General features: G+C 68.1%; 13 protein-coding genes. 5 read left to right on the forward strand and 8 right to left on the reverse strand.

What is annotated here, in order from left to right:
- Position 1: 1 nt before the first annotated feature.
- From AC1RAA_RS24790 to AC1RAA_RS24810, 5 genes are all read right to left on the reverse strand, one after another.
- A complete protein-coding gene (locus tag AC1RAA_RS24790) occupies positions 2-1201 on the reverse strand; it encodes a mandelate racemase/muconate lactonizing enzyme family protein (protein ID WP_062476010.1) in 1200 nt (399 codons plus the stop codon).
- Between the two features lie 86 nt (positions 1202-1287).
- Positions 1288-2298, reverse strand: coding sequence for a TRAP transporter substrate-binding protein (locus tag AC1RAA_RS24795; RefSeq protein ID WP_062476013.1), 1011 nt, complete (start codon positions 2296-2298; stop codon positions 1288-1290).
- Between the two features lie 61 nt (positions 2299-2359).
- Positions 2360-3661: a TRAP transporter large permease gene (locus AC1RAA_RS24800; protein ID WP_070062487.1), complete on the reverse strand. Its 1302-nt coding sequence runs from the start codon at positions 3659-3661 to the stop codon at positions 2360-2362.
- The gene (locus tag AC1RAA_RS24805; RefSeq protein ID WP_223301408.1) at positions 3658-4209 is read right to left on the reverse strand and encodes a TRAP transporter small permease; all 552 of its coding nucleotides are present in this window, start codon (positions 4207-4209) and stop codon (positions 3658-3660) included. Before AC1RAA_RS24805 ends, AC1RAA_RS24800 begins: the two co-directional genes overlap by 4 nt.
- A gap of 54 nt (positions 4210-4263) precedes the next feature.
- Positions 4264-5013 carry a FadR/GntR family transcriptional regulator gene (locus AC1RAA_RS24810; protein WP_062476018.1) on the reverse strand — a complete coding sequence of 250 codons (750 nt, stop codon included), beginning with the start codon at positions 5011-5013 and terminating at the stop codon, positions 4264-4266.
- A gap of 214 nt (positions 5014-5227) precedes the next feature.
- Here AC1RAA_RS24810 and AC1RAA_RS24815 point away from each other — a divergent pair, with 214 nt between their 5' ends.
- From AC1RAA_RS24815 to AC1RAA_RS24835, 5 genes are all read left to right on the forward strand, one after another.
- Complete coding sequence (locus tag AC1RAA_RS24815; protein WP_062476021.1) at positions 5228-6967, forward strand: IlvD/Edd family dehydratase; 1740 nt, start codon at positions 5228-5230, stop codon at positions 6965-6967.
- Positions 6968-7263: 296 nt separating this feature from the next.
- Positions 7264-8175 carry a 2-dehydro-3-deoxygalactonokinase gene (locus tag AC1RAA_RS24820; protein ID WP_070062486.1) on the forward strand — a complete coding sequence of 304 codons (912 nt, stop codon included), beginning with the start codon at positions 7264-7266 and terminating at the stop codon, positions 8173-8175.
- A complete protein-coding gene (locus AC1RAA_RS24825; RefSeq protein ID WP_492727987.1) occupies positions 8172-8813 on the forward strand; it encodes a 2-dehydro-3-deoxy-6-phosphogalactonate aldolase in 642 nt (213 codons plus the stop codon). Before AC1RAA_RS24820 ends, AC1RAA_RS24825 begins: the two co-directional genes overlap by 4 nt.
- Positions 8813-9595, forward strand: coding sequence for an aldolase (locus AC1RAA_RS24830; RefSeq protein ID WP_492728360.1), 783 nt, complete (start codon positions 8813-8815; stop codon positions 9593-9595). Before AC1RAA_RS24825 ends, AC1RAA_RS24830 begins: the two co-directional genes overlap by 1 nt.
- Before the next feature lie 113 nt (positions 9596-9708).
- On the forward strand, positions 9709-10035 hold the full coding sequence (locus tag AC1RAA_RS24835; protein ID WP_095746254.1) for a hypothetical protein: 327 nt from the start codon (positions 9709-9711) through the stop codon (positions 10033-10035).
- Between the two features lie 9 nt (positions 10036-10044).
- On the opposite strand, the gene AC1RAA_RS24840 is transcribed toward AC1RAA_RS24835, so the two are convergent.
- From AC1RAA_RS24840 to AC1RAA_RS24850, 3 genes are read right to left on the reverse strand one after another with little or no spacing between them, the layout of a single operon-like run.
- A complete protein-coding gene (locus AC1RAA_RS24840) occupies positions 10045-10752 on the reverse strand; it encodes an SDR family oxidoreductase (RefSeq protein ID WP_492727989.1) in 708 nt (235 codons plus the stop codon).
- A gap of 38 nt (positions 10753-10790) precedes the next feature.
- The gene (locus AC1RAA_RS24845) at positions 10791-12215 is read right to left on the reverse strand and encodes an MATE family efflux transporter (RefSeq protein ID WP_070062482.1); all 1425 of its coding nucleotides are present in this window, start codon (positions 12213-12215) and stop codon (positions 10791-10793) included.
- Positions 12216-12230: 15 nt separating this feature from the next.
- Positions 12231-13547 carry an MFS transporter gene (locus AC1RAA_RS24850; protein WP_062480127.1) on the reverse strand — a complete coding sequence of 439 codons (1317 nt, stop codon included), beginning with the start codon at positions 13545-13547 and terminating at the stop codon, positions 12231-12233.
- Positions 13548-13556: the final 9 nt, after the last annotated feature.

A 13556-nucleotide genomic window follows, 5' to 3' on the forward strand; every position in this document is an offset into this window, starting at 1 on the left:
GCTACGCCGCCTTCGACACCCGCACGATCGCGTCGGCGCGCTTGTGCAGGTCGGGCAGCAGTTCCAGGCCGAGGCCGGGCTTGTCGTTGAGGCTGATCATGCCGTTCTCGACCTTCGGCAACTCGGTGACGAGCTCCTTGTACCAGCCGGTGAAGAAGGCGCGCACGCTCTCCTGGATGAGCGCATTGGGCGCATGCAGGCTCAGGTGCGTGGACGCGGCCCAGACCACCGGCCCCGTGCAGTCGTGCGGTGCCACGGGCAGTTGCCAGGCGTCGGCCATGGCGGCGATCTTGCGCGCCTCGGTGAGGCCGCCGCACCAGCTCAGGTCGAGCATCGCGACGCCGGCCACGCCGGTCTGCAGGTAGTCCTTGAAGCCCCACTTGTAGCTCAGCGTCTCGCTGGCGCAGACGAGCGCCTGGCAGTCCTTCGCGTACTGCTTGAGCAGGTCGAGGCTGTCCATGCGGATGGCGTCCTCGTGCCAGAAGGTGTCGAACTCCTGCAGCGCGCGCGCGATCTTCTGCGCCATCGGCAGCCGCCACAGGCTGTGGAACTCGACCATGATGTCCATCTTGCCGCCCACCGCCTGGCGGATCTTGCGGAAGGGCTCGAGCGCGGTGTCGAGATCGGCGTTGCTGATGTACTGCCCGTGGCTCTTTTCCGCCGCCGGATCGAAGGGCCAGATCTTCATGGCCGTGATGCCTTCGGACAGCAGCGACTCGGCCAGCTCGTCGGCATGGTGCAGGAAGCCCTGCAGGTCTTCGTAGGGCCCGTTGTTGTTGGCCAGGCCCCAGTTCGAGCTGGTCTGGTTGGTGGCGCTGCGGATGTACTGGTAGCCCGCGCAGGTGTTGTAGATGCGGATCGCATCGCGGCTCTTGCCGCCCAGCGCCGTGTGCACCGGCATGTTGGCGGCTTTGCCGAACAGGTCCCACAGGGCGATGTCGACGGCCGAGTTGCCGCGCGTTTCCACGCCCGACCCGCGCCAGCCGAGGTAGCCCGTGATGTCGCGGTTGCGCGCTTCGATCTGCAGCGGGTCGGTGCCCAGCAGTTTCAGCGCCGCCCACTCGTGCAGGTAGGCCTCGACCGCTTCGGCGCCCATGAAGGTCTCGCCGAGGCCGACCAGGCCCTCGTCGGTGTGCAGGCGCACCCACAGGATGTTGGGAAATTCGCCCAGGCGGATGGTTTCGAGCTGCGTGATTTTCATGACAAGGATTCCGCAAAAAGAAAAAGCCGCAGCGGCGGGTGCCGCGCGGCTCTTGCACACATTCAGCGCATGGCCGAACGCCTCGATCAGCCCCCGCGCGCCTTCTTCAGCGCGTCGGTGACCACGCCCACGGCTTCCGTGCCGATGTTGGGCACGTTCTTGTCGTACACGGGCTTGACCTTCTCCAGCATGCGCTTCTGTTCGGCCGCCGAGACTTCGTTCACCGTCATGGTCTTGCGCAGGCTGGCGAGCGACTTCTCGTTGAGCGCCCGGTTGGCTTCGCGCTGGACCTTCTGGCCTTCCTTCGCGGCCTCGCGCAGCACCGCCTGCTCCTGCGGGTTGAGCTGGTCCCAGAGCTTCTTGCTGTAGAGGATGAGGAAGGGCGTGTAGGCGTGGCGCGTCACGCTCAGGTACTTCTGGACCTCGCTGAACTTGGAGGTCTCGATGGTCACGAAGGGGTTCTCCTGGCCGTCGATGGTGCGGGTTTCGAGTGCGGTGAACACCTCGCCGAAGGCCATGGGCACGGCGTTGGCGCCCAGGGTCTTGAACGAATCGAGGAAGATGTTGTTCTGCATCACGCGCAGCTTCACGCCTTCGAAGTCCTCGGCCTTGGCCACGGGCTTCTTGCTGTTGGTGAGGTTGCGAAAACCGTTCTCCCAGTAGGCCAGGTTCACGAGGCCGGCGGCTTCGAGCTTCTTGTTGAAGTACTCGCCCGCGGGGCCGTCGAGCACCGCATCGGCCTCCTTCTCGTTGGCGAACAGGAACGGCAGGTCGAAGGCGCCGAGTTCCTTCACGATGCCCACCAGCGGCGAACTCGACGTGCACACCATTTCCTGCGTGCCGGCGCGCAGCGCCTGCGTGGCCGGCAGGTCGCCGCCCGCGGCACCGCCCCAGAAGGCCGTGATCTTCATCTTGCCGCCGGTCTTGGCCGCCAGCACTTCCTGCATCTTCTTCACGCCCACGCCCACGGGGTGGTCTTCGTTCACGCCGTTGGTGAACTTGATCGTGCGTTCGGCAAATTGCGCGAGGGCGCCGGTCGACGCCAGCAGGCCGCCGGCCACGAGGGCGGCGGTCATCAGGGTTCTGCGAAACAACATGCTTGTCTCCTTCGATTCGAGGGGTTGGTTGAACGAACTGACTGACAGGAAAAAGGAAGAACTAGCGCCCCATCCACCACTGCAGCGGCACGGTCACGAGCTGCGGGAAGAACACCAGCGTGAACAGCACCACCAGGTGGGCGATGAAGAAAGGCATCACGCCCTTGAAGGCATCGTCCATCGAGATGCGCGCCACGCCGCTCACCACGTTGAGCACCGTGCCCACGGGCGGCGTGATCAGGCCGATGGCGTTGTTCATGATGAACAGCACGCCGAAGTACACCGGGTCGATGCCGGCCTTGAGCACCACGGGCATCAGCACCGGCGTGAGGATGAGCACGGTGGGCGTGAAGTCGAGCGCGGTGCCCACGATGACGATCAGCACCATCATCACGAACATCAGCAGCGTCTTGTTGTCCAGGAAGGGCTCCAGCAGCGACACCACCTCGGTCGGGATGTTGGCCACCGTGATGAGCCAGGCGCTCACCATCGCGGCAGCCACGAGGAACATCACCACCGCGGTGGTCTTGCCGGCCGCCAGCGTGAGGCGGTACAGGTCTTTGACCTTGAGTTCGCCATAGATGAAGAGACCCACCACGAGCGAATAGACGGCCGCGACCACGGCGGCTTCGGTCGGCGTGAAGACGCCGAACTTCATGCCGCCGATGATGATGATCGGCAGCGCCAGCGCCAGGCTGCCCTGCGCCGTGACCTTCAGCCGCTCGCCCCAGGGCACGCGCGGCGAGGACTTCACGTTGTCCTTCCGGGCCACGATCCACCAGGCCACGCCCACTGCGAGCCCCATCAGGATGCCGGGCACGATGCCCGCGAGGAACAGCTTGGTGATCGACACGTTGCCCGCCACGCCGAACACGATGAGCCCGATCGACGGCGGGATCACCGGCGCGATGATGCCGCCCGCCGCAATGAGGCCGGCCGAGCGGTTCATCTGGTAGCCGGCGGCCTTCATCATGGGGATGAGGAGCGCGGCGAGCGCGGCCGTGTCGGCCACGGCCGAACCGGACAGCGAGGCCATGATGATCGCGGCCAGCACCGCCACATAGCCCATGCCGCCGCGGTAGTGGCCGACCCAGGCCATCGCCAGGTTCACGATGCGCCGGCTGAGCCCGCCCGCGTTCATGAACTCGCCGGCCAGCAGGAAGAACGGCACGGCCAGCAGCGGGAAGTTGTCGGCACCGTCGACGAAGCGCTGCGCAATGATCTGGCTGTCGAAAGCCGGCAGGCCGCCGGTGTAGGCCAGCCAGCCCATCAGCGAGACGCCGCACACCAGCAACGAATACGAGATCGGAATGCCCAGTGCCATGGCGCCGAGCAGGGAGACGATGAAGATCGTGACAGTCATTGCGCCACCTTCCCGTGTGCGGCGGCGTCGAGCACCTGTTCTTCGGATTCCATGATCTGGATCAGCTCCTGGTCGGGCACCCGGCCCCTGAACAATCGCCAGAGCTTGTCGATGTTGAAGAGGGCCATCACCACCGACACCACGTAGCCGATGCCGTAGACCCAGATCATCGAGATGCCCACCACGGGCGAGATGTTGGTCACCTGCAGCTCGTGCATCTCGTAGGTGCCCATGAAGAAGAGCACGTTGCAGAACAGCATGAGCGACTGGCTCAGGAAGAAGCAGACCTTCTTGCCCATGAGCGGCAGGTGCTTGATGAGCGTGTCGACACCCAGGTGCGCGCCGTCGCGCATGGCCACCATGGCGCCGATGTAGGTGAGCCAGATGAAGCAGTAGCGCGACATCTCGTCGGACACCGAAATGCCCGAATTGAAACCGTAGCGCAGCACCACGTTGCCGAACACCATGACCACCATCGCCACCATGCACACGACGACGAGGAACTCCAGCAGGCGAAAAAATCCGTCGATAGCCCTTTGCATCAGCATCTGCGTCTCCTGACTTTCCAGTGTTGTTATGGGATGTCTGCGCGGCCGCCGCGTCTAGAGCGGGAAGGCCTTCAGCTGCGTCGCCGGGCGGCTGATGCGCGGAATCTTCTTGCGCGAGGCCAGCACCGTCTCGATGTCGTGGCGCGCACCGTCGATGAGCACCAGCACGGCTTTCTCGGCGGCGGCCGGATCGCGTGCGATGACGGCGTCGAGCACCGCGCGGTGCAGCGGCAGCGAACTCGCGGGCCCGTTCTTGCGGGTGGTTGAAATCTCGAAGCTGGTGCGCAACAGCGCGCCCAGCGCACGGCTCATCTGCACCAGCATGCGGTTGTGGCTGGAGCGGATGAGGCCCTGGTGAAAGCGCAGGTCGGGCGTGATGTAGTCGCCGCCGAACTCGATGGCGCGCTTCATGCCCGCGTAGGCGTCTTCCATGTCGGCGATGTCTTCGGCGGTGGCGCGCTGGGCGGCCAGCGCCACCGCGGCGGGTTCGACCACGCGGCGCAGGTCCTGCAGGTCGCGCAGGAACTCGGCCGACAGGCCCGCCTGCGTCTGCCAGACGATGACGTCGGCGTCGAACCAGTTCCACTGGTCGGGCGGCTGCACGCGCGTGCCCACCTTCGGGCCGCTGGTCACCAGGCCCTTGGCGATCAGCGACTTGATCGATTCGCGCACCACGGTCCGGCTCACGCCGAGCTCTTCGCACAAGAGCGGCTCCGGCGGAATCGACGCGCCGGGCGCATAGCGGCCCGCGACGATGTCGCTGCCGATGCGGTCGACCGTGTTGCCGTGAACGTTCTTGATCATGCCTGCCTGTGGGTGTGTGGTTCTGGTGGTGTCCGGTGCCTGTTTGCCTGCCCGTATCGGGGCCGGATTCAGGCGGATCTGCCTGTGCCGGCCACTCGAAAACCCTGAATGCGCGACAGCTCGTCACGCTTATCATATGATGATTGAAACGGGCGTCCCGCAGGAAAAACCCTGAGGATTTCCGCAAAGCATCAACGACGAAGAGACACATCCCATGAGCAACGCCCCGAAGAAAAAGCCCGCCAGCGAACTGCGCAGCCAGCAGTGGTTCGGACGCCACGACCGCGACGGTTTCATCTACCGCAGCTGGATGAAGGGCAAGGGCGTGCCGCACGACCAGTTCGACGGTCGCCCGGTCATCGGCATCTGCAACACCTTCAGCGAACTCACGCCCTGCAACTCGCACTTCCGCACGCTCGCGGAGCAGGTGAAGATCGGCGTGTACGAAGCGGGCGGCTTCCCGCTCGAGTTCCCGGTGATGTCGCTGGGCGAGACGCTCCTGCGCCCCACCGCCATGCTGTACCGCAACCTCGCGAGCATGGATGTCGAAGAAAGCATTCGCGGCAACCCGCTCGACGGCGTGGTGCTGCTCATGGGCTGCGACAAGACCACGCCCGCGCTGATGATGGGCGCGGCCAGCGTCGACCTGCCGACCATCGGCGTGTCGGGCGGACCCATGCTCTCGGGCAAATGGCGCGGGCAGGAGTTGGGCTCGGGCACCGGCGTATGGCAGATGAGCGAGCAGGTGCGCGCCGGCACGCTCAAGCTGCAAGACTTCTTCGAGGCCGAGAGCTGCATGCACCGCAGCCACGGCCACTGCATGACGATGGGCACGGCCAGCACCATGGCCAGCATGGTCGAGTCGCTGGGCATCGGCCTGCCGGGCAACGCGGCCTACCCTGCTGTCGACGGCCGGCGCAACGTGCTCGCACGGCAGGCGGGCCGGCGCATCGTCGACATGGTGCATGAAGACCTCAACATGTCGAAGATCCTCACGCGCCAGGCGATCGAGAACGCGATCAAGGTCAACGCGGCCATCGGCGGCTCGACCAACTTCGTGATCCACCTGCTGGCCATTGCGGGCCGCATGGGTGTCGAGCTCACGCTCGACGACTTCGACCGCCTGGCCGCCGACCTGCCCTGCCTCGTGAACCTGCAGCCCTCGGGCCAGTTCCTGATGGAAGACTTCTGCTACGCGGGCGGCCTGCCGGTGGTCATCAAGGAAATCGCCGACCACCTGCACAAGGACATCCTCACCGTCACCGGCCAGAGCGTGTGGGAGAACGTGAAGGATGCCGAGAACTACAACCCGCAGGTCATCCGCACCCAGGCCGAGCCCTTCAAGGACAAGGCCGGCATCTGCGTGCTGCGTGGCAACCTCGCGCCCAACGGCGCCATCATCAAGCCCAGCGCGGCCACGCCCGAGCTGCTGGTGCACAAGGGCCGCGCGGTGGTGTTCGAAAGCGCCGACGACCTGCACAAGCGCATCGACGACGAGAACCTGGACATCGACGAGCACTGCATCATGGTGCTCAAGAACTGCGGCCCCAAGGGCTACCCCGGCATGGCCGAGGCCGGCAACATGCCGCTGCCGCCGAAGGTGCTGCGCAAGGGCATCACGGACATGGTCCGCATCAGCGACGCACGCATGAGCGGCACGGCCTACGGCACCGTCGTTCTGCACACGGCGCCTGAAGCGGCTGCGGGTGGCCCGCTGGCGCTGGTGCAGGACGGCGACATCGTCGAGCTCGACGTGCCGAACCGCAAGCTGCACCTGCACGTGAGCGACGAGGAACTGGCGAAGCGCCGCGCGAAGTGGGTCGCACCCAAGGCACCGCTCGATTCGGGGTACTGGAAGCTGTACGTCGACACGGTGCTGCAGGCCGACCAGGGAGCGGACCTGGCCTTTCTGCGTGGTCGCCGTGGGGCTTTTGTGCCGCGAGACAATCACTGATTTGGAGAGATCCAGGGCGCGCTCCCGCCGACGGGGTACCTTGCTCCGCGAATGTCCCCCGCCCTTCGGGCTCCTCCTTGATTTCGCTGCGCAAGGCACCCCATCGACGTGAGCGTTGTTCGCTGCAGTCGTTGATCGGCACGCACAACAACCGCGCCTCCAGTGCCCAGGGCACTGGGTGCTTCCCGCAGCGAAATCAAGGAGGAGCCGAAGGCGGGGGACATTCGCGGAGGGAAGTACCCGGTGCCCTGGGCACGCGCCCCGAACAAACTCTCGAAACGCAACAGACGACAGACATGACAAGACTCATCGCCATCGACTGGGGCACAAGCTCGCTACGCGGTGCATTGCTCGACCCGAGCGGGCAGGTCATCGAAGAGCGCAGCGACGCCCGCGGCATCCTCACCGTGCCCGAGGGCGGCTTTCCTGCCGTGTTCGAGTCGCTGTTCGGCGACTGGATGCGCCTGGCAGACACGCGCTGCCTGATCTCCGGCATGGCCGGCAGCAAGCAGGGCTGGGTCGAAGCGCCCTACTGCCCCTGCCCCGCAGGCCGCGTCGAAGTAGGCCGCAGCATCATCGCCACAGACGCCATCCCCGGCGCGCGCATCGCGATCGTGCCCGGCCTCAGCGACGAGCACGCCGGCGTGCCCGATGTGATGCGCGGCGAAGAGGTGCAGATCCTCGGCGCCATGACGATCACCGGCCTGGACGACGGCGTCTTCGTGCTGCCCGGCACCCACAACAAATGGGCCACGGTCAAGAAAGGCCGCGTCGCGGGCTTTCGCACCTACATGACGGGCGAGTTCTACGCGCTGCTGAGCCAGCACTCGATCCTGGGGCGCACGCTCGACGCCGCCGCGCCGCTCGACGAAGCCGCGTTCCTCGAAGGCGTGACGCGCTCCGAGAACGGCCACGGCCTGTTGCACAACGCTTTCGGCACGCGCACGCTCGCGCTGTTCGAGCGCATGCCCAAGGAAGAGCTGTCGAGCTACCTGTCGGGCCTGCTCATCGGCGAAGAGCTGCGCACGCAATCGGTACAGGCCGTCGGCGAGGTCGTGCTGATCGGCTCCTCCACCCTCACCCAGCGCTACACCCTGGCCCTGCGCGCCACCGGCGTCGCCACGCGCACGCTCGGCGCCGAAGCCACCTGGGCCGGACTGCACACGCTGTCCGGCTTCCTCGACACCGACCGGACACCCGCCCCATGACCACGCCCCTCGAAAAATTCAACGCCGCGATGCAGGCCCTGCCGCTCGTGGCCATCCTGCGTGGCCTCTCGCCCGCCGAAGCCGCCGATGTGGGCGATGCCATCGTCGAGCCCGGCTTCCGGCTGCTCGAAGTGCCGCTCAATTCGCCGCAGCCGCTGGAGAGCATCGCGCTGATGCGCCAGCGCTTTCCAAACGCGCTGGTCGGCGCGGGCACCGTGCTCGACGCGAAGCAGGTGCGCGAAGTGCAGGCGGCCGGCGGCGAGCTGATCGTGTCGCCCAATTTCAACGCGGAAGTGATCCGCGAGGCGGCGCGCCTGGGCATGGCCTGCCTGCCCGGCGTGATGACGCCGACCGAGGCCTTCGGCGCGCTCGCGGCCGGCGCCACGGGCCTGAAGTTGTTCCCGGCCGAGCTGGCCTCGCCCGCCGTGGTCAAGGCCCTGCTCGCGGTGCTGCCGGCCGGCACGCCCGTGATGCCCGTGGGTGGCATCGCCCCCGACAACATGGGCGCGTGGCGCGCGGCTGGCGCCGCCGGCTTCGGCATCGGCTCCTCGCTCTACAAGCCCGGCAAGACCGCCGCCGCCGTGCGCGAGGACGCGCAGCGCTTCGTGGCGGCCTGGGCCGGGCTGGTCCGCGCCTGATCCGACAAGCCCCATCCACCACAAGAAAGAAGGAGACCCCCGCGATGTCCGCCGATTCCGAATACGCCAGCCCCGCCGTGCGCCAGTTGCGCGAAGACCTCGCGCTCGCCTTGCGCGCCGCGGCCCACCACGGGCTGTCCGAAGGTGTGTGCAACCATTTCAGCGTGTTGCTGCCGGGCGCGCAGGACCGCTACCTCATCAACCCGCGCGGGTTGCACTGGAGCGAGATCGGACCCGACGACATCGTGCTGATCGACGTGCACGGCGAAGTGCTCGCGGGCCGCCACCGCGTGGAGCCCACCGCCCTCTTCATCCACGGCGCGGTGCACCGGCTCACGGGCCACGCCGTGGTGCTGCACTGCCACATGCCCTACGCGACGGCGCTGACGCTCACGGTCGACCGCGCGCTCGACCCCACCGCCAGCCAGAACGCCATGCGCTACATGAACCGCATCGCCATCGACGCCGAGTACAACGGCCTGGCACTGGACGACGCCGAGGGCGAGCGCATCGCGCGCGCCATGGCGGGCAAGGACGTGGCCTTTCTCGCGAACCACGGCGTGATCGTGGCGGGCGGCACCATCGCGCACGCCTACGACGACCTGTACTACCTGGAGCGCGCCTGCCTGCACCAGGTGATCGCGCAATCGACCGGGCGCCCGCTGGTGCCCGTCAACGCCAAGCTGGCCGCGCACGTGGCGGCGCAGATCCAGGGCGAGCGGGAACAGTCCGATCTGTTCTTCGAAGCCCTTCGGCGCATGCTGCCGGCCCCGCCACGCTGAAAAAGCGCGAGCGCAGCGGCTTACAGCTCTTCATGCGATTTCGCTTCCGGCTTACAAGAACTTCACATAATGGCGCGACGATGAGGCATCGCAATCACTCCCCAGGAGTCGCCATGAAAAAGCTGACATTCGCCTTCGGTGCTGCCGCCCTGCTGTCGCTGGCCGCCCTCACCGCGCCGGCCCATGCCCAGGCCGGCGGCCCGTTCATCCAGGCCCAGGTGTACGTGACGCCCGCGCCGCCGCCGCGCCATCACTACTACGCCCCGCCGCCGCCCCCGCGCCACTACCACCCGGGCTACTACGATGGTCCGCGTCGCCACGGCTACTACGACCACGGCCGCCGCGACTGGGAAGGCCGCCGCCACGGCCGCCGGGACAACGACGGCGACGGTGTGCCCAACCGTTACGACCGCCGCCCCAACAACCCCTACCGCTACTGACGCACGCCCTCAGGCCGGCGGGCTCGCATAGGCGGGGCGCTCGGTCGACAGGCTCTGCTTGAGCTGGCGCGTGACCTCGTCGGCCAGCACCTCGGGCAGCCCCGCTTCCACGCCCGCCAGCGCCTGGCGCGCGGCGTCATCGGGCGAGGTCTTGGGACCGGGCAGGCGCGCCGCCATGTCGGTGTCCATGAGCGCCACGTGCAGGCTCGTGACCTGCGTGCCCTGCCCCGCCAATTCGTTGCGCAAGCCGTTGCTCAGCGACCAGGCCGCCGACTTGGTGGCGCTGTAGGTCGCCACGCCGGGGAACGTTGTCCAGGCCAGGGCCGACAGCACGTTGAGGACCGCACCCCCGCCGTTCGACGCGAGCACCGGCGCAAAGGCCTGCGTGAGCGCCCAGGGGCCGAAGAAGTTGGTCTCGAATTCAGCGCGCGCCGCGGCCACCGCATCGGCCGACCCCAGGAAACTCGATCCGCGCGAGATGCCCGCGTTGTTGACCAGCAGCGTCACGTCGCCGCAGGCGCGCACCGCGGCCTCGATCTGCGCGGGCTGCGTCACGTCGAGCGCCACGGGCACGACGCCCGCGAGCGTGACGCTCTTCGGGTCGCGCGCGGCCCCGTAGACCTTGCGCGCACCGGCCGCGAGTGCCGCCTTGGCGAACGCCAGGCCGAGCCCCCGGTTGGCGCCGGTGATGAAGACGACGGAATCCTTGATCTGCATGACGAGCCTTTCGTTAATGAAGAGATAGCGGAAGCGCTTCAGGCCTGCGCCACGCGGCGCAGCAGCCCCTGGGTCGTGCGCGGCCAGCCCACACGGCCGAACCACGCGCCGCCCGCGATGGCCGAGGCGATGACGATGCCGTACACCACCAGCGCCACACCCTGCGCCGCGAACACGCCGGTGAGCCCGCCGCCCCAGCGCAGCGCCAGCCAGCCGCCCGTGCCCGCCACGGCGAGCCGCGCGATGTTGCCGAGCACCGGCCACAGCAGCCGGCCCGCGCCCTGCGAGGCGAAGTACAGCACCAGCCCGACGCCGAAGAAACCGTACAGCGGCCCCACCACGCGCAGGTAGTGTGCGCCGGTCTCGAGCATCACGGGGTCGTGGCCGAACAGCATCAGCCACGGGCGCGGGAACAGCGCCGCAGCCAGCCCGATGACCTCGGCCATGCCGAAGGCCAGCGCCGCGCCGGCCCAGGTGGCGCGCAGCGCGCGCTCGCGCAGCCCCGCGCCCATGCAGGTGCCGACCATCGCGACCAGCGGCGCACCGAGGCCGAACACCAGCGGCACCAGCAGGTACTCGAGCCGCGACGCGGTGCCGTAGCCGGCCAGCGCGCCCGCGCCGAAATGGCCGGTGAGTGCGGTGGCGATGCCGATCGACAGGTTGGTCGCCACCGTCGACACCGTGCCCACCAGCCCGATGCGCAGGATGTCGCGGAACAGCGGCCAGCGCATCTGGAACGCCGCCAGCGTGGGGCGCAGCAGGCTGCGCGGCGAGCGCAGGTAGGCGATGAGCGCGAGCGAGCCCAACAGGTAGTACAGCAGCAGCGCCAGCGCGCCGCCCGCGATGCCCATGCCGCCCCACGGCCCGATGCCGAAGATCAGCAGCGGCGACGCCGGAATGAGGAACACCACGCCCACCACCGTCACGTTGGCCGGCACCGCCATGTTGCCGGTGCCGCGGATGATGGCGGACAGCGAGTTGAAGAGCCACACCAGCACCGCGCCCGCGAACACCCAGTTCGAGTACGTGAGCGCGGCTTCCAGCGCGGCGCCAGTGCCGCCCATCACGCCATACAGCCAGCGCCCGCCCAGCAGCAGCGCGAGCGTGAAGCACAGGCCGAAGCCGATCGCGATGACCACCGCGTGCCACACCAGCGCATCGGCGTCGCCCCGGCGGCGCGCGCCCAGCGCACGCGCGATCGACGAGGCGATGCCGCCGCCCATCGCGCCGCTGGAGGTCATCTGCATCAGCATGACGATGGGGAACACCAGCGCCATGCCGGCCAGCGCGTCGGTGCCGAGCTTGCCGACGAAGTAGGTCTCGATGAGCCCGACGGAGGCCTGCGCCAGCATCACGAGCACATTGGGCGCGGCCAGCCGCAGCAGCGTGGGGATGATGGGCGCCTCGAGCAGGCGGCGCGTGCGCGGGTCGAGGTCGCCGTTCGCTTGTTGCGTGGTGGTCATGCGGGTCTCCGGCGGTCAGGCGCGCGCGGCGGCGTTGGTGGTGGCCGCGGCCGGTGCAGCAGCGGTCTTGGCGGGACGGCGGATCGCCATGACGATCACCGCCGCGAACAGGCAGGCCGCGCCGGCCGTGTACAGCGCCGGCGTATAGGTCAGCAGCAGCGTGCGCGCAAAGCCCGCGCCGTAGGCCGCGGTGGCCGCGCCCAGCTGGTGGGCCGCGAAGATCCAGCCGAACACCAGCCCGACCTTCGCGGGACCGAAGGCGGCGCCTGCGAGCTTGACGGTCGGCGGCACGGTGGCGATCCAGTCCAGCCCGTAGAACATCGCGAACAGGCCCAGGCCATAGATCGTGAACTCCGAATGCGGCAGCCAGAACAGCGACAGCCCGCGCAGGCCGTAGTACCAGAAGAGCAGCTTGCGGTTGTCGTAGCGGTCGGACAGCCAGCCCGACAGGATGGTGCCGACGAAGTCGAAGGCGCCCATCATCGCGAGCACCGAGGCGGCGGGCACGGCGCTCATGCCGTAGTCGCCGCACAGCGAGATGAAGTGCGTCTGCACCAGGCCGTTGGTGCTCAGGCCGCAGATGAAGAAGGTGCCGGCCAGGATCAGGAAGGTGCGGTTGGTCGCCACCTCGCGCAGCACGCGAAACGGCGTGGCGAAGTTCATCGTGAACGCGGGCGCCGGCGCCGGCTGCGTGCCGGGCGCTTCGCCGTAGGGCAGCAGGCCGATGTCCGACGGCCGGTTGCGCACCAGGCACAGCGCGAGCAGCGCAATCACCACGCTGCCCACCACGATCGGCACGATGGCCGAGCGCCAGCCCCAGTGCTCGATCATCCAGGCCGCCAGCGGCAGGAAGGCCAGCTGGCCGGTGGCTGCGCTGGCCGTGAGCATGCCCACGACCAGGCCGCGCCGCGCGACGAACCAGCGGTTGGCCACCACGGCGCCCAGCACCAGCGCCGTCATGCCCGTGCCCAGGCCGAGCATCAGGCTCCACAGCACGAACAGCTGCCACAGCTGCGAGGCCGTGGTGACCAGCGCCATTCCCAGGCCGACCAGCGTGAGGCCTGCGCACATCACCGCGCGCAGGCCGTAGCGCTCCATCAGCACCGCGGCGAACGGGCCCATGAGGCCGAACAGCGCAAAGCGCAGCGCGAGCGCGGACGAGATCTGCTCGGTGCTCCAGCCGAACTCCTCGCCGAGCGGCTTCATCATCGCGCCCGGCAGGCCGAGCGCGGCCGACATGGTGAGCATGGTCAGGAAGGTGACGGCGGCGACGATCCAGCCGTAGTGGATGCCGCGGCGCTGCAGCCATGCGGAGACGTGGGTGGCGAACATGGGACCTCT

The organism is Variovorax sp. GW823-FHT04F07 (assembly GCF_058795995.1).